This window comes from Micrococcus luteus NCTC 2665 (assembly GCF_000023205.1).
In the GTDB taxonomy this organism is placed as follows: Bacteria; Actinomycetota; Actinomycetes; order Actinomycetales; family Micrococcaceae; genus Micrococcus; species Micrococcus luteus.
Genome location: NC_012803.1, coordinates 1,842,798 through 1,860,855 on the forward strand (window position 1 = coordinate 1,842,798; position 18,058 = coordinate 1,860,855).

The 18,058-nt window shown below is 68.4% G+C and carries 31 protein-coding genes; all 31 read right to left on the bottom strand.

Features of this window, described 5'->3' with window-relative positions:
• Nucleotides 1–74 precede the first annotated feature (74 nt).
• Complete coding sequence (locus MLUT_RS19950; RefSeq protein ID WP_002857515.1) at nucleotides 75–1,073, bottom strand: DNA-directed RNA polymerase subunit alpha; 999 nt, start codon at nucleotides 1,071–1,073, stop codon at nucleotides 75–77.
• Between the two features lie 131 nt (nucleotides 1,074–1,204).
• Nucleotides 1,205–1,609: a 30S ribosomal protein S11 gene (rpsK, locus tag MLUT_RS19955; protein ID WP_002857513.1), complete on the bottom strand. Its 405-nt coding sequence runs from the start codon at nucleotides 1,607–1,609 to the stop codon at nucleotides 1,205–1,207.
• Between the two features lie 83 nt (nucleotides 1,610–1,692).
• The gene (rpsM, locus tag MLUT_RS19960; protein ID WP_012751034.1) at nucleotides 1,693–2,061 is read right to left on the bottom strand and encodes a 30S ribosomal protein S13; all 369 of its coding nucleotides are present in this window, start codon (nucleotides 2,059–2,061) and stop codon (nucleotides 1,693–1,695) included.
• Nucleotides 2,062–2,335: 274 nt separating this feature from the next.
• A complete protein-coding gene (gene rpmJ / locus MLUT_RS23685; RefSeq protein ID WP_002857509.1) occupies nucleotides 2,336–2,449 on the bottom strand; it encodes a 50S ribosomal protein L36 in 114 nt (37 codons plus the stop codon).
• A 35-nt stretch (nucleotides 2,450–2,484) separates the two neighbouring features.
• On the bottom strand, nucleotides 2,485–2,706 hold the full coding sequence (gene infA / locus MLUT_RS19965) for a translation initiation factor IF-1 (RefSeq protein ID WP_010080397.1): 222 nt from the start codon (nucleotides 2,704–2,706) through the stop codon (nucleotides 2,485–2,487).
• A gap of 204 nt (nucleotides 2,707–2,910) precedes the next feature.
• A complete protein-coding gene (gene map, locus MLUT_RS19970; protein ID WP_010080396.1) occupies nucleotides 2,911–3,753 on the bottom strand; it encodes a type I methionyl aminopeptidase in 843 nt (280 codons plus the stop codon).
• A gap of 4 nt (nucleotides 3,754–3,757) precedes the next feature.
• The gene (locus MLUT_RS19975) at nucleotides 3,758–4,375 is read right to left on the bottom strand and encodes an adenylate kinase (RefSeq protein ID WP_010080395.1); all 618 of its coding nucleotides are present in this window, start codon (nucleotides 4,373–4,375) and stop codon (nucleotides 3,758–3,760) included.
• A 51-nt stretch (nucleotides 4,376–4,426) separates the two neighbouring features.
• On the bottom strand, nucleotides 4,427–5,734 hold the full coding sequence (secY, locus tag MLUT_RS19980; protein ID WP_012751035.1) for a preprotein translocase subunit SecY: 1,308 nt from the start codon (nucleotides 5,732–5,734) through the stop codon (nucleotides 4,427–4,429).
• Nucleotides 5,735–5,900: 166 nt separating this feature from the next.
• Nucleotides 5,901–6,353 (bottom strand): 50S ribosomal protein L15, encoded by a 453-nt coding sequence (rplO, locus tag MLUT_RS19985; protein ID WP_012751036.1) that lies wholly within the window; start codon nucleotides 6,351–6,353, stop codon nucleotides 5,901–5,903.
• Nucleotides 6,346–6,570: a 50S ribosomal protein L30 gene (gene rpmD, locus MLUT_RS19990; RefSeq protein WP_010080391.1), complete on the bottom strand. Its 225-nt coding sequence runs from the start codon at nucleotides 6,568–6,570 to the stop codon at nucleotides 6,346–6,348. Before rpmD ends, rplO begins: the two co-directional genes overlap by 8 nt.
• A 3-nt stretch (nucleotides 6,571–6,573) precedes the next feature.
• Nucleotides 6,574–7,323 carry a 30S ribosomal protein S5 gene (gene rpsE / locus MLUT_RS19995; RefSeq protein WP_002857500.1) on the bottom strand — a complete coding sequence of 250 codons (750 nt, stop codon included), beginning with the start codon at nucleotides 7,321–7,323 and terminating at the stop codon, nucleotides 6,574–6,576.
• Nucleotides 7,320–7,694, bottom strand: a complete 375-nt coding sequence (rplR, locus tag MLUT_RS20000; protein ID WP_010080390.1) for a 50S ribosomal protein L18 — start codon at nucleotides 7,692–7,694, stop codon at nucleotides 7,320–7,322. Before rplR ends, rpsE begins: the two co-directional genes overlap by 4 nt.
• A complete protein-coding gene (rplF, locus tag MLUT_RS20005) occupies nucleotides 7,694–8,227 on the bottom strand; it encodes a 50S ribosomal protein L6 (RefSeq protein WP_002857496.1) in 534 nt (177 codons plus the stop codon). The genes rplR and rplF overlap by 1 nt, the downstream gene beginning before the upstream one ends.
• Before the next feature lie 30 nt (nucleotides 8,228–8,257).
• On the bottom strand, nucleotides 8,258–8,656 hold the full coding sequence (rpsH, locus tag MLUT_RS20010; RefSeq protein ID WP_002857494.1) for a 30S ribosomal protein S8: 399 nt from the start codon (nucleotides 8,654–8,656) through the stop codon (nucleotides 8,258–8,260).
• Between the two features lie 73 nt (nucleotides 8,657–8,729).
• Complete coding sequence (rplE, locus tag MLUT_RS20015) at nucleotides 8,730–9,305, bottom strand: 50S ribosomal protein L5 (RefSeq protein WP_002857492.1); 576 nt, start codon at nucleotides 9,303–9,305, stop codon at nucleotides 8,730–8,732.
• Entirely contained in the window at nucleotides 9,305–9,646 is a 342-nt protein-coding gene (rplX, locus tag MLUT_RS20020; RefSeq protein WP_002857489.1) for a 50S ribosomal protein L24, read from the bottom strand. Before rplX ends, rplE begins: the two co-directional genes overlap by 1 nt.
• A 4-nt stretch (nucleotides 9,647–9,650) precedes the next feature.
• Nucleotides 9,651–10,019 (bottom strand): 50S ribosomal protein L14, encoded by a 369-nt coding sequence (gene rplN / locus MLUT_RS20025; RefSeq protein ID WP_002857487.1) that lies wholly within the window; start codon nucleotides 10,017–10,019, stop codon nucleotides 9,651–9,653.
• A gap of 342 nt (nucleotides 10,020–10,361) precedes the next feature.
• Nucleotides 10,362–10,643, bottom strand: coding sequence for a 30S ribosomal protein S17 (gene rpsQ / locus MLUT_RS20030; protein WP_010080389.1), 282 nt, complete (start codon nucleotides 10,641–10,643; stop codon nucleotides 10,362–10,364).
• Nucleotides 10,640–10,909, bottom strand: coding sequence for a 50S ribosomal protein L29 (gene rpmC / locus MLUT_RS20035; protein ID WP_010080388.1), 270 nt, complete (start codon nucleotides 10,907–10,909; stop codon nucleotides 10,640–10,642). Before rpmC ends, rpsQ begins: the two co-directional genes overlap by 4 nt.
• A gap of 4 nt (nucleotides 10,910–10,913) precedes the next feature.
• Entirely contained in the window at nucleotides 10,914–11,330 is a 417-nt protein-coding gene (gene rplP, locus MLUT_RS20040; RefSeq protein ID WP_002857481.1) for a 50S ribosomal protein L16, read from the bottom strand.
• The gene (gene rpsC / locus MLUT_RS20045) at nucleotides 11,330–12,148 is read right to left on the bottom strand and encodes a 30S ribosomal protein S3 (RefSeq protein WP_002857479.1); all 819 of its coding nucleotides are present in this window, start codon (nucleotides 12,146–12,148) and stop codon (nucleotides 11,330–11,332) included. The genes rplP and rpsC overlap by 1 nt, the downstream gene beginning before the upstream one ends.
• Nucleotides 12,149–12,150: 2 nt before the next feature.
• Nucleotides 12,151–12,516 (bottom strand): 50S ribosomal protein L22, encoded by a 366-nt coding sequence (gene rplV / locus MLUT_RS20050; RefSeq protein WP_002857477.1) that lies wholly within the window; start codon nucleotides 12,514–12,516, stop codon nucleotides 12,151–12,153.
• A 51-nt stretch (nucleotides 12,517–12,567) separates the two neighbouring features.
• Complete coding sequence (gene rpsS / locus MLUT_RS20055) at nucleotides 12,568–12,849, bottom strand: 30S ribosomal protein S19 (RefSeq protein WP_010080387.1); 282 nt, start codon at nucleotides 12,847–12,849, stop codon at nucleotides 12,568–12,570.
• A 15-nt stretch (nucleotides 12,850–12,864) separates the two neighbouring features.
• A complete protein-coding gene (rplB, locus tag MLUT_RS20060) occupies nucleotides 12,865–13,704 on the bottom strand; it encodes a 50S ribosomal protein L2 (protein WP_010080386.1) in 840 nt (279 codons plus the stop codon).
• A 37-nt stretch (nucleotides 13,705–13,741) separates the two neighbouring features.
• Nucleotides 13,742–14,047, bottom strand: coding sequence for a 50S ribosomal protein L23 (rplW, locus tag MLUT_RS20065; RefSeq protein WP_002857471.1), 306 nt, complete (start codon nucleotides 14,045–14,047; stop codon nucleotides 13,742–13,744).
• Nucleotides 14,044–14,679 carry a 50S ribosomal protein L4 gene (gene rplD / locus MLUT_RS20070; protein ID WP_010080385.1) on the bottom strand — a complete coding sequence of 212 codons (636 nt, stop codon included), beginning with the start codon at nucleotides 14,677–14,679 and terminating at the stop codon, nucleotides 14,044–14,046. Before rplD ends, rplW begins: the two co-directional genes overlap by 4 nt.
• Nucleotides 14,680–14,683: 4 nt before the next feature.
• The gene (rplC, locus tag MLUT_RS20075) at nucleotides 14,684–15,334 is read right to left on the bottom strand and encodes a 50S ribosomal protein L3 (RefSeq protein WP_010080384.1); all 651 of its coding nucleotides are present in this window, start codon (nucleotides 15,332–15,334) and stop codon (nucleotides 14,684–14,686) included.
• A 20-nt stretch (nucleotides 15,335–15,354) separates the two neighbouring features.
• Nucleotides 15,355–15,663: a 30S ribosomal protein S10 gene (gene rpsJ, locus MLUT_RS20080; RefSeq protein WP_002857463.1), complete on the bottom strand. Its 309-nt coding sequence runs from the start codon at nucleotides 15,661–15,663 to the stop codon at nucleotides 15,355–15,357.
• 325 nt (nucleotides 15,664–15,988) lie between these two features.
• Nucleotides 15,989–16,456 carry a DUF3817 domain-containing protein gene (locus tag MLUT_RS20085; RefSeq protein WP_010080383.1) on the bottom strand — a complete coding sequence of 156 codons (468 nt, stop codon included), beginning with the start codon at nucleotides 16,454–16,456 and terminating at the stop codon, nucleotides 15,989–15,991.
• Nucleotides 16,453–16,593 carry a hypothetical protein gene (locus MLUT_RS23920; RefSeq protein ID WP_010080382.1) on the bottom strand — a complete coding sequence of 47 codons (141 nt, stop codon included), beginning with the start codon at nucleotides 16,591–16,593 and terminating at the stop codon, nucleotides 16,453–16,455. Before MLUT_RS23920 ends, MLUT_RS20085 begins: the two co-directional genes overlap by 4 nt.
• Before the next feature lie 127 nt (nucleotides 16,594–16,720).
• A complete protein-coding gene (tuf, locus tag MLUT_RS20090) occupies nucleotides 16,721–17,911 on the bottom strand; it encodes an elongation factor Tu (protein WP_010080381.1) in 1,191 nt (396 codons plus the stop codon).
• Between the last annotated feature and the right edge of the window lie 147 nt (nucleotides 17,912–18,058).

The following is an 18,058-nucleotide window of genomic DNA, read 5'->3' on the forward strand; positions in this document are numbered from 1 at the left end:
GTGTTTCTCCTCCGGTGGGACCCTTCAGCCGGCTGCGGCGTCGGGTCGAAGATGTCAGGTGGTGCGGGATCGGCTCAGAAGTCCGAGAACGGGTCGTCGTCCATCTGGCGCGCGTGCGCCTGCGGGTCGTAGCCGGCCGGCGAGTCCTTGAGGGACAGGCCCAGCTCCTGGAGCTTCTCCTTGACCTCGTCGATGGACTTCGCGCCGAAGTTGCGGATGTCCATCAGGTCGGCCTCGGACCGGCCCACGAGCTCGCCCACGGTGTGGATGCCCTCGCGCTTGAGGCAGTTGTACGAGCGCACGGTGAGCTCGAGCTCCTCGATCGGCTGGGCCAGGTCGGCGGAGCCCTCGACGACCTCGGGCTCGTCGCCCAGGTCGATGCCCTCGGCCTCGACGTTGAGCGAGCGGGCCAGGCCGAACAGCTCGACCAGGGTGGAGCCGGCAGAGGCCACCGCGTCACGCGGCAGCATGTTCTCCTTGGTCTCCACGTCCAGGATCAGACGGTCGAAGTCGGTGCGCTGCTCCACACGGGTGGCCTCGACCTTGAAGGTCACCTTCAGGACCGGCGAGTAGATGGAGTCGACCGGGATGCGGCCGATCTCCGCATCCGCGGACTTGTTCTGGGCGGCGGTCACGTAGCCGCGACCGCGCTCGATGGTCAGCTCCATGTCGAACTTGCCCTTCGCGTTCAGGGTAGCGATGTGCAGGTCCGGGTTGTGGATCTCGACGCCGGCCGGCGCGGTGATGTCCGCGGCGGTGACGACGCCGGCCCCCTGCTTGCGCAGGTAGGCCACCACGGGCTCGTCGTTCTCCGAGGAGACGGAGAGCTTCTTGATGTTGAGGATGATCTCGGTGACATCCTCCTTGACTCCGTTGACGGTGCTGAACTCGTGCAGCACGCCGTCCACGCGGATGCTGGTCACGGCAGCACCGGGGATCGACGAGAGCAGAGTGCGGCGCAGGGAGTTGCCGAGGGTGTAGCCGAAGCCGGGCTCCAGGGGCTCGATGACGAACCGGGAACGATGGTCGGAGACGACCTCTTCGGTCAGCGTGGGGCGCTGTGCAATGAGCACGGACATTTCCTTTCGGCGAGCGTCCGCCATATGACGCACGCGGTGGGTGGAAACGAGGACGGGGTGGGGGCAGGTCCGCAGACCTGTCCGCGTCCGTCCCGGGCGGGGCGGACGCGGACACAGCGCTCAGGTCAGACGCGGCGGCGCTTCGCCGGGCGAGCGCCGTTGTGGGCCATGGGGGTGACGTCCTGGATGGACCCCACCTCGAGGCCGGCGGCCTGCAGGGAGCGGATGGCGGTCTCGCGGCCCGAGCCCGGACCCTTCACGAAGACGTCCACCTTCTTCATGCCGTGCTCCTGCGCACGCTTGGCGGCCTGCTCGGCGGCCATCTGCGCGGCGTACGGGGTCGACTTGCGAGACCCCTTGAAGCCGACCTCGCCGGACGAGGCCCAGGAGATGACGGCACCCGTGGTGTCCGTGATGGACACGATGGTGTTGTTGAACGTGCTCTTGATGTGGGCCTGGCCCACGGTGATGTTCTTGTTGGCCTTGCGACGCGGCTTGCGGGCAGCCGATGCGCGAGTCTTGGGGGGCATGGGATTCTCCTCCGGGAAAGCTGCTGGTGCTGATGCTGCGGGCGGGGCGTCCGGACGTGGACGCGGTCACCGCCGGTGCAGGATCACTTCTTCTTGCCGGCGACCGTCTTCTTGGGGCCCTTGCGGGTACGGGCGTTGGTCTTCGTGCGCTGGCCGCGCACCGGCAGGCCGCGGCGATGGCGCAGGCCCTCGTAGGAGCCGATCTCCACCTTGCGACGGATGTCGGCGGCCACCTCGCGGCGGAGGTCGCCTTCCACCTTGTAGCTGCCCTCGATGTGGTCACGCAGCTGCACCAGCTGCTCGGCGGAGAGGTCCTTCACGCGGATGTTCGGGTCGATGCCCGTGGCGGCGAGGGTCTCCTCAGCGCGGGTCTTGCCCACACCGTAGATGTACGTGAGTGCGATGATCACGCGCTTCTCGCGCGGAATGTCAACGCCTGCAAGACGAGCCATGTGGCCGTCCTCCTGTTCTTCTGCAGCAGGGGTCTGCACCAGGGACGTCCCGTACGACGCGGCACTCGGCCACGCGGACCCGTCGTCGCGGCGCCGGGGAAGATCCGGCGTGCTCCGCGGCGGGAGTCCGCCGTCGTCGGTCTCCGGCCCCTGCGGCCGGAGGTGGGGGCCCTCCCCTCACGGGGTGGACCGCTGTCCCTGCTGTTCGGCCCGATGGCCGGTGGGTGGTGTGGTCAACGCAACGGCGTCGCTCCCCGGGCTCCCGGGGAGGCGATCAGCCCTGGCGCTGCTTGTGGCGCGGGTTCGAGCAGATCACCAGCACGCGGCCCTTACGGCGCACGACCTGGCACTTGTCACAAATCCGCTTCACGCTCGGCTGAACCTTCACGGCTCTTCCTCCTGCGCTCGCTTGGACGGGGGTTCTTACTTGTATCGGTACACGATCCGACCCCGGTTGAGGTCGTACGGGCTAAGCTCCACCACGACGCGATCCTCGGGGAGGATGCGGATGTAGTGCTGACGCATCTTTCCGGAGATCGTGGCGAGCACGACGTGCTCGTTCTGCAGACGGACCCGGAACATCGCGTTCGGCAATGCCTCCGACACCGTGCCCTCGACCTCGATGACACCTTCCTTCTTAGCCATGTCCTCCACAATCGTCATGCCCCGGGCACGGCCGCGGAGGGCCGGATGACGGGGCGGGAACGGGTCTGCTCGCGGGCGCACACGAGTGCGCGCACACGAACAACGTTCGATGATACCGCATTCTCGGCGTGCGGACCAGCACAGACGACGACGGCCGCCCGGTCCGCCGGACGGGCGGGACGGACGGCCGACAGCTCGGGACCCTCACTCCCCCGGCGGGACCGGGACCACGCCGAACCGGGCGAGCTCGGAGGTGCCGCCGTCGGGCGCGGTGAGCACCCACAGGCCGCCGTCGTGCCGGCAGACCGAGTGCTCCCACTGGCTCGCGCGGGCGCCGTCGAGGGTCACCACGGTCCAGTCGTCCGCGAGCACCTTCGTGTCGATGGAGCCGCGCACCAGCATCGGCTCGATGGCGAGTGCCAGACCGGGGCGGATCTTGGGCCCCCGGTGGCCGGTGCGGTAGTTGAACACGTCCGGCGGCAGGTGCATGGCCGAGCCGATGCCGTGCCCCACGTACTCCTCGAGGATGCCGAGCTCCTCGCCCGGCTGCGCGGAGACGAAGTCGTCGATGGCGTCCCCGATGTCCCCGACGTGGGTGGCGGAGGCGAAGGCCGCGATGCCGACCCAGAGCGCCTCCCGCGTGATCGCCGAGAGGCGCTCGTCGGCCGGGTCCGCGGTGCCGGCCGCGGAGGAGCCCAGGATCACCGTGCGGGCCGAGTCGGCGTGCCAGCCGTCCACGATGGCGCCCCCGTCGACCTTCAGCACGTCGCCGGTCTGCAGGACCCGGTCTCCGGGGATGCCGTGCACGACCTCCTCGTTGACCGAGGTGCAGATCGAGGCCGGGAAGTCGTAGTAGCCCAGGAAGTTGGAGGTCGCACCGCGTTCGGCCAGCACACCCGCGAACACGGCGTCCAGCTCCGCGGTGGTGACGCCCGGCGCGGCCGCGGCCAGCGCGGCGTCCAGTGCCTCGGACAGGACCACCCCCGCGCGCTGCATGGCCAGCAGCTGGGGGGCGGTCTTGAGCTCGAGCGAGCGGCGGCCGATCACGGGGTCAGGACTCCGCGCCCGGCTGGATCACGGGCAGGGAGCCCGTGGCGGAGCGCACGGAGTACACGGCCTGCAGCAGGCGCTCGGTGACGTCGTCGATCTGGCCGGTGCCGTCCACGCGGGCGACGATGCCGCGCTCCACGTACTCCTGGATGACGGACTCGGTCTCGCGGTGGTACAGGTCCAGGCGGTGCTCGATGACCTCCTGGGTGTCGTCCGCGCGGCCCTCGATCTCGGCACGCTTGAGCAGGCGCTCCACGAGCTCCTCGTCGGGCACCTCCAGCTCGACGACGGCGGACAGCGACTGGCCGGCCTCGGCGAGCATGGCGTCCAGCGCCTCGACCTGGCCCTTCGTGCGCGGGTAGCCGTCCAGCAGGAAGCCGTGCTCCGCGTCGGCCTGGGCGATGCGGTCCGCGACCATGCGGTTCGTGACCTCATCGGGGACGAAGTCGCCGTTGTCGATGTACCTCTTGGCCTCGACGCCGAGCGGCGTCATCGACTTCACGTTGTGGCGGAAGATGTCACCGGTGGAGATCGGGACGATCCCCAGCTTGTCGGCGATCCGGGTGGCCTGGGTGCCCTTGCCGGAACCGGGAGGGCCCATGAGCAGCATGCGGGTCATCGTGTGTTCCTCACTGTCGATACGGACGGCGTTGCGGGATCGGGTCGGGGCTCAGCGCAGCAGGCCCTCGTAGTGGCGCTGCTCCATCTGTGCGCTGACCTGCTTCACGGTCTGGAGGCCGACGCCCACCATGATGAGGATGGACGTGCCGCCGAGCGGGAAGTTCTGGCTGGTGCCGATCACCGCGAAGGCGATCAGCGGGATCATGGCCACGATACCGAGGTAGAGGGCCCCCACGAACGTGATGCGGCTGATGACGTACTGCAGGTAACGCTCGGTGGGCCGGCCGGCGCGGACGCCGGGGATGAAGCCGCCGTAGCGCTTCATGTTGTCCGAGATCTCCACCGGGTTGAACGTGATGGACACGTAGAAGTACGTGAAGCCGATGATGAGCAGGAAGTACAGGGCCATGTACACCGGGTGGTCACCGGAGCCGAAGTACCGGCTCAGCCACGTGATCCACGGGGCCGGCGCACTGCCGTCCTGCGGCGTGTTGAACTGGATGAGGATGCCCGGGAGCATCAGCACGGAGGAGGCGAAGATGACCGGGATGACGTTGGCCATGTTCACCTTGACCGGGATGTAGGTGCTCGACCCGCCCACGGTCCGTGAGCCGATCTGCCGCTTGGCGTACTGGACCGGGATCCGGCGCTGCGACTCCTCCACGAAGACGATGGCCAGCATGGTGAGCAGGCCGATCCCCATGACGATCGCGAACACGCGCCAGCCCTGCGTCTGGACCACCTGGCCGAGACCGGCCGGGAAGCCTGCCGCGATGGAGGTGAAGATGAGCAGGGACATGCCGTTGCCCACGCCGTTCTCGGTGATCCGCTCCCCGAACCACATGACGATGAGACAGCCGGTGGTCAGGGCGATGACCACGAGCAGCACCGTGAGGATGGAGCCGTCGCGCAGCAGCGGCAGGCTGCATCCGAGCAGGGCCCCGGTGCGGGCCAGCGAGGCCATCGTGGTCGCCTGCAGCAGGGCGAGGGCGAGGGTCAGGTAGCGGGTGTACTGCGTCAGCGTCGCCTGGCCCTGCGGGCCCTCCTGGTGGAGCTGCTCGAAGCGCGGGATCACCACGCGCAGCAGCTGCACGATGATCGACGCCGTGATGTAGGGCATGATGCCCAGCGCGAAGACAGACACCTGCAGGAGCGCCCCGCCCGAGAACATGTTCACGAAGGAGTACAGGCCGCCCTGGGCGTTGCCCGCTGCCAGGCACTGCTGCACCGCCGGGTAGTCCACCCCGGGGGCCGGCACGAAGGCGCCCATCCGATAGACGGCGATGAGCCCGAGCGTGAAGGCGATCTTCCGCAACAGGTCAGGCGTCCGGACGATCCGGGCGATGGCCTTGAGCACGAGTCCTCCTGCGGTGGTCCTGTGGGGCGTGCGCCGGCCGCGGGGCGGGGGCACGAGACGGCGGCCACACCGGGGCGGCCGCTGTGCGAGTCTACACGGACGGACCGAGGGCCCTGGCCCGGAGCGGCTGCTCCGGGCCAGGGCCCTCGGTCGATGGGTCGGCGTGTCAGAGGGTCTCGGTGGACCCGCCGGCGGCCTGGATCTTCTCCACGGCGGACGCAGAGAAGGCGTTCGCCTTCACCTGCACGGCCGCGGTGATCTCCCCCGTGCCCAGCACCTTCACGGGCTGGCCACGACGGACGAGGCCCTTGGACACGAGCGCGTCCACGGTGACCTCACCGCCCTCGGGGAAGTGCGCGGAGAGCTTGTCCAGGTTCACGACCTGGTACTCCGTGCGGAACGGGTTCTTGAAGCCGCGGAGCTTCGGCAGACGCATCTGCAGGGGCAGCTGACCGCCCTCGAAGCCCGCACGGACCTGGTAACGGGCCTTGGTGCCCTTGGTGCCGCGACCGGCGGTCTTGCCCTTCGACGCCTCACCGCGACCCACGCGGGTCTTGGCGGTCTTGGCACCGGGGGCCGGACGCAGGTCGTGGACCTTGATGGCGTCGTTGTCAGCCATTGTTGACCTCCTCCACGGACACCAGGTGCGGCACGGTGTTGACCATGCCGACCGTCACCGCGTCGGCCTTGCGGGTGACCTGGTGGCCGATCCGCTTCAGGCCCAGCGAGCGCAGGGTGTCCCGATGGTTCTGCTTGGAGCCCGTGACGCCGCGGGTCTGGGTGATGACCAGGGTGGCGTCCGAGGGCTGGATGTTCTTGCGAGTGGACTCAAACACGGCTCACGCACCTGCCTTCGCGCTCTTCTGGGCGCGATCGTTCTCCATGGTGCGCAGCATCGCATGGGGGGCGATCTCGTCCAGGGCCTTGCCGCGGCGGGCGGCGACGGCCTGGGGCTCTTCCAGCTTCTTGAGGGCGTCCACGGTGCCGCGCACGATGTTGATCGCGTTCACGGAGCCCATGGACTTGGAGAGCACGTCGTGGATGCCGGCGCACTCGAGCACGGCGCGCACCGGACCGCCGGCGATCACGCCGGTACCCGGGGAGGCCGGGCGGAGCAGCACGACGCCGGCGGCGTCCTCACCCTGCACCAGGTGCGGGATGGTGGAGCCGACGCGGGGGACGCGGAAGAAGGACTTCTTGGCCTCCTCCACGGCCTTCTGGATCGCAGCGGGGACCTCCTTCGCCTTGCCGTAGCCGACGCCGACGGTGCCGTCGCCGTCACCCACCACCACGAGGGCGGTGAAGGAGAAGCGGCGGCCGCCCTTGACGACCTTGGAGACGCGGTTGATGCCCACGACGCGCTCGAGGAACTGGTCCTTCTCGTCGTCCTGGGCGCCACGACGGTTGCGGTCGTCGCGACGGCCGCCACGACGATCGCCGTCGCGGCCACCGCGGCCGCCGTCGCGACCGCCGCGGCCACCGGTGGCGCGCTCGGTGGTCTGGCTCGCCGAGCCCGACCCGGTCTCGGAGACGGTGGTCTCGGTGCTCTCGGTCACCTGAGTGTCCTTCTGGTTGATGTTCTCGGTCACAGCTGCAGCCCACCCTCTCGCGCACCGTCGGCCACGGCCGCGACGCGCCCGTGGTACTTGTTGCCGCCGCGGTCGAAGACCGCGGCCTCGATGCCGGCCGCCTTGGCACGCTCGGCGACGAGCTCGCCCACGCGCTTGGCCTTGGCCGTCTTGTCACCCTCGAGCGCACGCACGTCGGCCTCCATGGTGGAGGCGTACGCGATCGTGCGGCTCTGCGTGTCGTCCACGACCTGCACGAACATGTGCCGTGCAGAGCGGTTGACGACGAGGCGGGGACGGACGGTGGTGCCGGAGATCCGCTTGCGCACCCGGAGGTGGCGGCGGGTGCGGGCGTTGAACTTGCCCTTGCCCTTCACCTTCAGAGTAGACATCACTTACCTGCCTTTCCGGCCTTGCGGCGGATCTGCTCGCCCGCGTAGCGCACGCCCTTGCCCTTGTACGGGTCGGGGCGGCGCAGCTTGCGGATGTTGGCGGCGGTCTCGCCGACCTGCTGCTTGTCGATACCGGCGACGGTGACCCTGTTGCCCTCCACCGTGAAGGTGATGCCCTGGGGCGCCTTCACCGGGACGGGGTGGGAGTAGCCCAGGGCGAACTCGAGGTCCTGGCCCTTGGCCTGCACGCGGTAGCCGGTGCCGACGACCTCGAGCTGCTTGGAGAAGCCGTTGGTCACGCCCTCGACCATGTTGCTGATGAGGGTACGGGTCAGACCGTGCAGGGAGCGGGACTCACGCTCGTCGTCGGGGCGGGCCACGGTGACCTGCCCCTCCTCGAGGGTGGCCGTGATGGGCGTGGGCAGCGAGTGCTCGAGCTGGCCCTTGGGGCCCTTCACGGAGACGCGGTCGCCGTCGATGGTCACATCGACGCCGGCGGGGATGGTGATCGGGAGACGTCCGATTCGAGACATGTCAGTTCAGCCTTTCTTCCGTCTTGCCCGTCACCAGACGTAGGCGAGGACTTCTCCGCCCACGCCCTTCTTGGCGGCCTGCTGGTTCGTGAGGAGACCAGAGGAGGTGGACAGGATGGCGATGCCGAGGCCGCCCAGCACGTGGGGCAGGTTCGTGGACTTCGCGTACACGCGCAGGCCCGGCTTGGAGATGCGGCGCAGGCCGGCGATCGCACGCTCACGCTGCGGGCCGAACTTCAGGTCGATGGTCAGCTTCTTGCCGACCTCGGCCTCCTCCTCGCGCCAGTCCTGGATGTAGCCCTCGGCCTTGAGGATCTCGGCGACGCGAGTCTTCAGCTTCGAGGACGGCATGGACACGGTGTCGTGGTAGGCCGAGTTTGCGTTGCGCAGACGGGTCAGCATGTCTGCGACGGGATCGGTCATGGTCATGTGGGCTTCACGCCCTTTCTCGCCGTGGTTTCCGCCACCGGTTCACCGGTGGAGGACCTGTGGCGTGGAGGTCTTACTGGTCGGTCTTGAACGGGAAGCCCAGCGCCTTGAGCAGCGCGCGGCCCTCGTCGTCGTTCTTGGCGGTCGTCACCACGGTGATGTCCATGCCGCGCACGCGGTCGATCTTGTCCTGATCGATCTCGTGGAACACGGTCTGCTCGGACAGGCCGAAGGTGTAGTTGCCGTTGCCGTCGAACTGGCGGTCGGACAGGCCGCGGAAGTCACGGATGCGCGGCAGCGCGAGCGTGACCAGGCGGTCCAGGAACTCCCACATGCGATCGCCACGGAGGGTGGCGTGCGTGCCGATGGGCATGCCCTCACGCAGCTTGAACTGCGCGATGGACTTGCGGGCCTTGGTGATCATCGGCTTCTGGCCGGTGATGGCGGTGAGGTCGGTGACCGCGCCGTCGATGATCTTGGAGTCCTTGGCGGCCTCGCCGACGCCCATGTTGACGACGACCTTCACGAGGCCCGGCACCTGCATGACGTTCCCGTACTGGAACTGCTCCTGCAGGGCGCCGCGGATCTCCTCGCGGTACTTGGTCTTCAGACGCGGGGTGACCTTCTCGGTCTGCTGCACCTCGGTCATCACAGCTCCTTCCCCGAGGCCTTGGCGAAGCGGACCTTCACGGTCTTGCTCACGCCGTCCTTCTCGACGGTCTCGAAGCGGTAGCCCACACGGGTCGGCTTCTTGGTCTCCGGGTCCACCACGGCCACGTTCGAGATGTGGATCGGGGCCTCGACGACCTGCAGGCCGCCCTCGGTGGAACCGTTGTTGTCCTGGCCGGCGCGCAGGTGCTTGGTCACGCGGTTCACGCCCTCGACGAGCACGCGCTCATCCGTCGGGAACACGCGCAGGACCTTGCCCTGCTTGCCCTTGTCCTTGCCACTGATGACCTGCACGAGGTCGTCCTTCTTGATCTTGGCCATGAGGTCAGATCACCTCCGGGGCGAGCGACACGATCTTCATGAACTTCTTGTCACGCAGCTCGCGACCCACGGGGCCGAAGATGCGCGTGCCACGGGGCTCGCCGTCGGTCTTCAGGATGACCGCCGCGTTCTCGTCGAACTTGATGTACGAGCCGTCGGGACGGCGGGACTGCTTGCGGGTGCGGACCACCACGGCCTTGACGACGTCGCCCTTCTTGACGTTGCCGCCGGGGATGGCGTCCTTCACGGTGGCGACGATGGTGTCGCCGATGCCTGCGTAGCGGCGTCCGGAACCGCCGAGAACACGGATGGTCAGGATTTCCTTCGCACCGGTGTTGTCGGCGACCTTGAGCCGCGACTCCTGCTGGATCACTTGTCTCTCCTAGCGTCGCGCCGGTTCTCCCCCACGATGGGCGAGCCTTGCGGAACGGTTGAACGGGCATCCCGGGACGCTTACCCCTCCCCCGAGGCGGGCCGCCCGCCGTCGTCCCCCGGCGACGCGTGTTCAGACAGCGTCGGGGAGGTCGAGAACGGAGGGGCGCGCAGGGCAGGGCCGAGGCGGATCCGGGATCGGTGTGCGCGGCCCCCGGCACACAGGATGGATGGTCCTGCCAACGAGAGGGCGCACGAATATCAGAGTCTAACGCACAAGGCCGCCCTGTGCCAGTGCACGGGGCGGCCCTCTGCGTCGCCGGCCCTCAGGGGGCCGGGTCGATCACTTGGCGCGCTCGACGACCTCCACCAGGCGCCACCGCTTGGAGGCGGACAGCGGGCGGGTCTCGGCGATGCGGACGCGGTCGCCCACGCCGGCGGTGTTCTCCTCGTCGTGCGCCTTCACGCGCTTCGAGGTCTTCATCACCTTGCCGTAGAGCGAGTGCTTCTTGCGGTCCTGGACCTCGACGACGATGGTCTTGTCCATCTTGTCGGACACGACGATGCCACGGAGGGCCTTGCGGTAGCCGCGCTCCTCGGAGACGGCCGGGGTCTGCTCGGTCACTTGGCAGCCTCCTCGTTCTTCTCGGTTTGCGCCTCGGCGGCGACATCGCCGCGGATGCCCAGCTCGCGCTCGCGCAGGATCGTGTAGATGCGCGCGATGTCACGCTTGACGGACTTCAGCCGACTGGCGTTGTCCAGCTGGCCGGTGGCGGCCTGGAAGCGCAGGTTGAACAGCTCCTCCTTGGAGGACTTCAGGGCCTCCAGCAGGCGGGCGTTGTCCATCCCGTCCAGGGACTCGACGTTCAGATCCTTGGTGCCGATCGCCATGGGATCACTCACCACCCTCTCGACGGATGATACGGGCCTTCAGCGGCAGCTTGTGGATGGCCAGGCGGAGCGCCTCACGGGCGACGTCCTCCGTGACACCCGACAGCTCGAAGAGCACGCGTCCGGGCTTGACGTTGGCGACCCACCACTCCGGCGAGCCCTTGCCGGAGCCCATGCGGGTCTCGGCGGGCTTCTTGGTGATCGGACGGTCCGGGTAGATGTTGATCCAGACCTTGCCGCCACGCTTGATGTAGCGGGTCATGGCGATACGGGCGGCCTCGATCTGACGGTTGGTCACATAGGCCGGCGTGAGCGCCTGGATGCCCCACTCGCCGAACGTCACGGTGGTGCCGCCCTTGGCGGCGCCGGAACGCTTGGGGTGGTGCTGCTTGCGGTGCTTGACGCGACGGGGGATCAGCATCAGGCGTTGCCTCCTTCAGCGGGAGCGGCGGCCGGGGTCTCGGCGCCGGCGCCGGCGTTCTCCTGGCGGGGAGCACGCTCGGCGCGATCGTTGCGACGACGACGCTCGCCGCCGCCACGGCGCTCGCCGCCACGGCCACGGCCGGAGGGCTGCGCGGCCTCCTTGGCCGCGAGCTCCTTGGCGGTCAGGTCGCCCTTGTAGATCCAGACCTTCACGCCGATGCGGCCGAAGGTGGTCTTGGCCTCGAACTTGCCGAAGTCGATGTTCGCGCGGAGGGTGTGCAGCGGCACGCGACCCTCGCGGTAGAACTCCGAGCGGCTCATCTCGGCGCCGCCGAGGCGGCCGGAGCACTGGATGCGGATGCCCTGCGCGCCGGCGCGCATGGCGGACTGGATCGCCTTCTTCATCGCACGGCGGAACGCCACGCGGGAGGCGAGCTGCTCGGCCACACCCTGCGCCACCAGCTGGGCATCGGTCTCGGGGTTCTTGACCTCGAGGATGTTCAGCTGGATCTGCTTGCCGGTGAGCTTCTCGAGCTCACCGCGGATGCGGTCGGCCTCGGCGCCGCGGCGACCGATCACGATGCCCGGACGCGCGGTGTGGATGTCCACGCGCACGCGGTCACGGGTACGCTCGATCTCCACCTTGGAGATGCCGGCGCGCTCCATGCCGGTGGTCATCAGCTCGCGGATCTTGACGTCCTCCTTGAGGAAGTCAGCGTAGCGCTGGCCCTCCTTGTGGGAGTCCGCGAACCAGTGCGAGACGTGGTCGGTGGTGATGCCGAGGCGGAACCCGTTGGGGTTGATCTTCTGTCCCATTGTCAGTTCCCACCCTTCTCGTCCTTGGACGCGACGACCACGGTCACGTGGCTCGTGCGCTTGTTGATGCGGTACGCGCGGCCCTGAGCACGGGGCTGGAACCGCTTCATGGTCGGGCCCTCGTCCACGAAGGCCTCGGTGATGTAGAGGGCGTCCTCGTCGAAGGCCTGGCCCTCGCGGTCCGCCTTGACACGGGCGTTCGCCACCGCGGAGGTCACCAGCTTGTACACCGGCTCCGAAGCACCCTGCTGGGCGAACTTCAGGATGGCCAGTGCTTCGGTGGCCTGCTTGCCACGGACCAGGTCGACGACGCGCCGGGCCTTCATCGGCGTCACGCGCAGGTGGCGCGCAATTGCCTTGGCTTCCATTGCTTCTCTCTTTCGATTCTCGAGAAGGTCAAGCGTGCTGTGCCCTCAGGCTCAGCGACGCTTGCCCTTCTTGTCGTCCTTCACGTGGCCGCGGAAGGTCCGGGTCGGGGCGAACTCGCCCAGTTTGTGACCCACCATGGACTCGGTGACGAACACCGGGACGTGCTTGCGTCCGTCGTGGACCGCGATGGTGTGACCCAGCATGTCCGGGATGATCATCGACCGGCGGGACCAGGTCTTGATGACGTTCTTGCTGCCCTTCTCGTTCTCGGCCAGAACCTTCAGGTAGAGGTGCTGATCGACGAAGGGGCCCTTCTTCAGGCTGCGAGGCATGTCTTCCCTGCTCCCTTATCGCTTGTTCTTGCCGGTACGACGGCGACGCACGATGAGCTTGTCGCTTTCCTTGTTCGGACGACGCGTGCGGCCCTCGGGCTTGCCGTTCCGGTTGACGGGGTGACGACCGCCGGACGTCTTGCCCTCGCCACCGCCGTGCGGGTGGTCGACCGGGTTCATGACGACACCGCGGACGGTCGGGCGCACGCCCTTCCAGCGCATGCGGCCGGCCTTGCCCCAGTTGATGTTCGACTGCTCGGCGTTGCCGACCTCGCCGATCGTGGCGCGGCAGCGCACGTCGACGTTGCGGATCTCCCCGGAGGGCAGGCGCAGCTGGGCGTACTTGCCCTCGCGGGCGACCAGCTGCACGGAGGCGCCGGCGGAGCGGGCCATCTTGGCGCCGCCGCCGGGGCGCAGCTCCACCGCGTGGATGGTGGTGCCCACGGGGATGTTGCGCATCGGCAGGTTGTTGCCGGGCTTGATGTCGGCGTTCGGGCCGGCCTCCACCACGTCGCCCTGCTTCAGCTTGGCCGGGGCCAGGATGTAGCGCTTGGCGCCGTCCGCGTAGTGCAGCAGCGCGATGCGGGCGGTGCGGTTCGGGTCGTACTCGATGTGCGCGACGGTGGCGGGCACGCCGTCCTTGTCGTGGCGACGGAAGTCGACCAGGCGGTACTGGCGCTTGTGGCCGCCGCCCTTGTGACGAGTGGTGATGCGACCGGTGTTGTTGCGGCCGCCGGTCTTGTGCAGCGGACGGAGAAGGGACTTCTCCGGCGTGGACCGGGTGATCTCTGCGAAGTCGGCCACGGACGAGCCGCGCAGGCCCGGGGTGGTCGGCTTGTACTTACGGATAGCCATGTGTCAGTTCCTCGATTAAGTGGTCTCCGCACGCCGATCAGGCGAGCGGACCTCCGAAGATGTCGATGGTCCCGTCCTTGAGCGTGACGATGGCACGCTTGGTGGACTTGCGCTGGCCCCACCCGAAGCGGGTGCGGCGGCGCTTGCCGGAACGGTTCAGGGTGTTGACCGAGGCCACGTCGACGTTGAAGATGCGCTCCACCGCCTGCTTGATCTCGGACTTGTTGGAGCGGGGGTCGACCAGGAAGGTGTACTTGCCCTCGTCGATCAGACCGTAGCTCTTCTCCGACACGACGGGAGCGATGATCACGTCGCGGGGATCCTTGTTGATGGAGCCGCTCACTGGGCATCCTCCTTCTTGGCGCCGGAAGCCTGGGCCACGTACGCCTCGTAGGCCGCCTGGGTGAACACGACGTCGTCGGAGACGAGCACGTCGTAGGTGTTCAGCTGGTCGGCGTACAGGGTGTGGACCGCAGGCAGGTTGCGGGCGGACAGGGCGGCGACGTCGTCGGCCCGGTCGATCACCAGCAGCACGTTCTTGCGGCCGGTGTTCAGGGACGCGAGGCCCGCCTTGGCGGCCTTGGTGGACGGGGTGGTCCCGGACACGAGGGCCTCGACGACGTGGACGCGGCCGTTGCGGGCGCGGTCCGACAGGGCACCGCGCAGGGCGGCGGCCTTCATCTTCTTGGGGGTCCGCTGCGAGTAGTCGCGCGGGGTGGGGCCGTGGACGACGCCACCGCCGGTCATGTGCGGGGCCCGGATGGAGCCCTGACGGGCGCGGCCGGTGCCCTTCTGCTTGAACGGCTTGCGACCGGCACCGGACACCTCGCCGCGGCGCTTCGTCTTGTGCGTGCCCTGGCGGGCGGCGGCGAGCTGGGCGACGACGACCTGGTGCATGAGCGGCACGTTGGACTGCACGTCGAAGAGCTCGGCGGGCAGATCGACCTGGATGGTCTTCACGGAGTTCTCAGCCATGGTCTCAGGCTCCCTTCACGGCGCTGCGGACGAGCACGACCTGGCCCTTGGAGCCGGGCACCGCGCCCTTGATCAGCAGGAGGTTGTTCTCCACGTCGATGCCGTGGAGGGTCAGGTTCATGGTGGTCTGGCGCACGGCGCCCATGCGACCGGGCATGCGCTGGCCCTTGAACACGCGGCCGGGGGTGGACGCGCCGCCCACGGAGCCGGGCTTGCGGTGGTTCTTGTGCGCACCGTGCGAGGCGCCCACACCGGCGAAGCCGTGGCGCTTCATGGCGCCGGCGAAGCCCTTGCCCTTGGTGGTGCCCACGACGTCGACCTTCTGGCCGGCCTCGAAGACCTCCACGGTCACGTCCTGGCCGAGCGAGTACTCGGCGGCGTCGGCGGTGCGCAGCTCGACGAGGTGGCGACGCGGGGTCACGCCGGCCTTCTCGAAGTGACCGGCCAGGGGCTTGGTCACGCGACGGGGATCGATCTGGCCGTAGGCGATCTGCACGGCGGTGTAGCCGTCGGTCTCCTCGGAGCGCAGCTGGGTGACGACGTTCGGGTCTGCCTTGACCACGGTCACGGGGATGAGCTTGTTGTCCTCATCCCAGACCTGGGTCATGCCGAGCTTCGTGCCCAGCAGGCCCTTGATGTTCTGGGTGTTGGTCATAGTCTCTCAGCACCTCCCTCTCAGAGCTTGATCTCGATGTTGACGTCCGCGGGCAGGTCCAGTCGCATGAGCGAGTCGACGGCCTTCGGGGTCGGGTCGATGATGTCGATGAGCCGCTTGTGGGTGCGCATTTCGAAATGCTCGCGGCTGTCCTTGTACTTATGAGGAGAACGGATAACGCAGTACACGTTCTTCTCCGTCGGCAGCGGCACGGGGCCGACCACCGTCGCGCCTGCGCGCGTGACCGTGTCAACGATCTTGCGGGCCGAGACGTCGATGACCTCGTGGTCGTACGACTTCAGCCGGATGCGGATCTTCTGTCCCGCCATGGCGTCACGCCTCTCTCGTCGGGTGTGCTGTTCCTGTCCCTGTACGGCGGATCGGGTCCGCCTTCGTGTCCTCCACCCGCGCGGGGCGAATCCGGTCGGACCGGGTTCCTCGCCGCCGCCGGACTCCGGTCCACGCGGTCGGGCGTGTCGCATTCCTGGGAGGGCACACGCCTGCGGCGGATCGGAGTGGTGACGTCACATCTGGGCCGAGCTGCCGCCGCGAGACACACGACGACGCGCAATGGCGCTTGAGCAACCGAATCAGTATAGACAGAACCGGGCCCGGTCCGCCAATCGGCGGGCCGGGCCCGGCGGCCCCCGGGGCTCAGCGGCCCCACTCGGTGGGCGGGCCGGCGTTGAGCAGCAGCGTGAAGACGACGGCGACCACGGCGACCGCCACAAGCGCGCTGACCACCGGATGACGCACCACCACGACGAGGAGCCGTTCGAGGGGCCTCCGCTCCCCCGGCGCACGGTCCACGACCTGCCACCGCGGGGCCGGCTCGCCGCGCCGCCGCTGGGCCCGCTCGAACGGGACCGTCATGAACGGGACGATCGTCGAGCCGAGGCCGAGGAGCCCGCGGGTCACCGGCCATCGCCCGTCGATCCACACGGCGACCGTCACCACGAGGTAGCAGAGGAACACGAAGCCGTGGACGCCGCCGGCGACCGGCACCACCCGCTCCGTGACTCCGCCGTACTTGAGGCCCATGGCGATCAGCAGGCCGGCCCAGGTGAACATCTCGGCCATCGCCGTGATGGCGAACAGGCGGCGCGGGCTGGGCAAGCTCATCGTTCCAGCTCCCCGCCGCGGTTCGCCCGCCGGATGCGCCGGGCACGGTCGATCTCGGGACGGAAGGTCCGCAGCGTCCAGCGCACGGCCACGGCGGCCACGGCGAGCACCACGATGAGGATGAGCAGTTCAGGCATGTCCTCAGCCTAGCGGCCGCCGCCGCGCCGTCGTCGGACACGGCGACGCCCCCGCCTCCCGGAGACCCGGAGACGGGGGCGTCGCACGTCAGCGGCTCAACGGAGCCACAAGACGGGATGCGTCAGATCACTTGGTGATCTTGGTGACGCGGCCGGAGCCCACGGTGCGGCCACCCTCGCGGATGGCGAAGCCGAGGCCCTCCTCCATGGCGATCGGCTGGATGAGCTCGACCGACATCTCGGTGGTGTCGCCGGGCATGACCATCTCGGTGCCCTCGGGCAGCGTGATGACGCCGGTGACGTCGGTGGTGCGGAAGTAGAACTGCGGGCGGTAGTTCGAGTAGAACGGGTTGTGACGCCCACCCTCGTCCTTGGACAGGATGTAGACGTTCGCCTCGAAGTTGGTGTGCGGGGTGATGGAGCCCGGCTCCACCACGACCTGGCCGCGCTCGACGTCGTCGCGCTTCAGACCGCGCAGCAGCAGACCGCAGTTCTCGCCGGCCCAGGCCTCGTCGAGCTGCTTGTGGAACATCTCGATGCCGGTGACAGTGGTCTTCTGCACGTCGCGGATGCCGACGATCTCGACCTCGGAGTTGATCTTCAGGGTGCCGCGCTCGGCGCGACCGGTCACCACGGTGCCACGGCCGGTGATCGTGAAGACGTCCTCGATCGGCATCAGGAACGGCTTGTCCTTGTCGCGCACCGGGTCCGGGATGTACTCGTCCACGGCATCCATGAGGTCCTCGACGGACTTGACCCACTGGGGGTCGCCCTCGAGGGCCTTCAGACCGGAGGTGCGGATGACCGGGGCCTCGTCGCCGTCGAACTCCTGGGAGGACAGCAGCTCGCGGACCTCCATCTCGACGAGCTCGAGGAGCTCCTCGTCCTCCACCATGTCCGACTTGTTCAGGGCCACGAGCAGGGCCGGCACGCCGACCTGGCGGGCCAGGAGCACGTGCTCACGGGTCTGGGCCATCGGGCCGTCGGTAGCGGCGACCACGAGGATCGCGCCGTCCATCTGAGCGGCGCCGGTGATCATGTTCTTGATGTAGTCGGCGTGACCGGGGGCGTCCACGTGGGCGTAGTGACGCTTCTCGGTCTGGTACTCCACGTGGGAGATGTTGATGGTGATGCCGCGCTGACGCTCCTCGGGGGCGGAGTCGATCGTCGCGAAGTCACGGGCCTCATTCAGGTCCGGGTACTTGTCGTACAGGACCTTCGAGATGGCGGCGGTCAGCGTGGTCTTGCCGTGGTCAACGTGGCCGATGGTGCCGATGTTGACGTGCGGCTTCGTCCGCTCGAACTTTGCCTTTGCCACTAGTTCCTCCTAAGAACTGGTTCATCGTCAAGAAGACTGCTCAGCCGCCTGGGACGTGCTGACAACTTGACTGAGTCTACTCGGATGGTACGGGGTTGGGGAAATCCCGGCCTCACGAGGGCCAGTCCGGTTCCAGGCCGTCGGGAC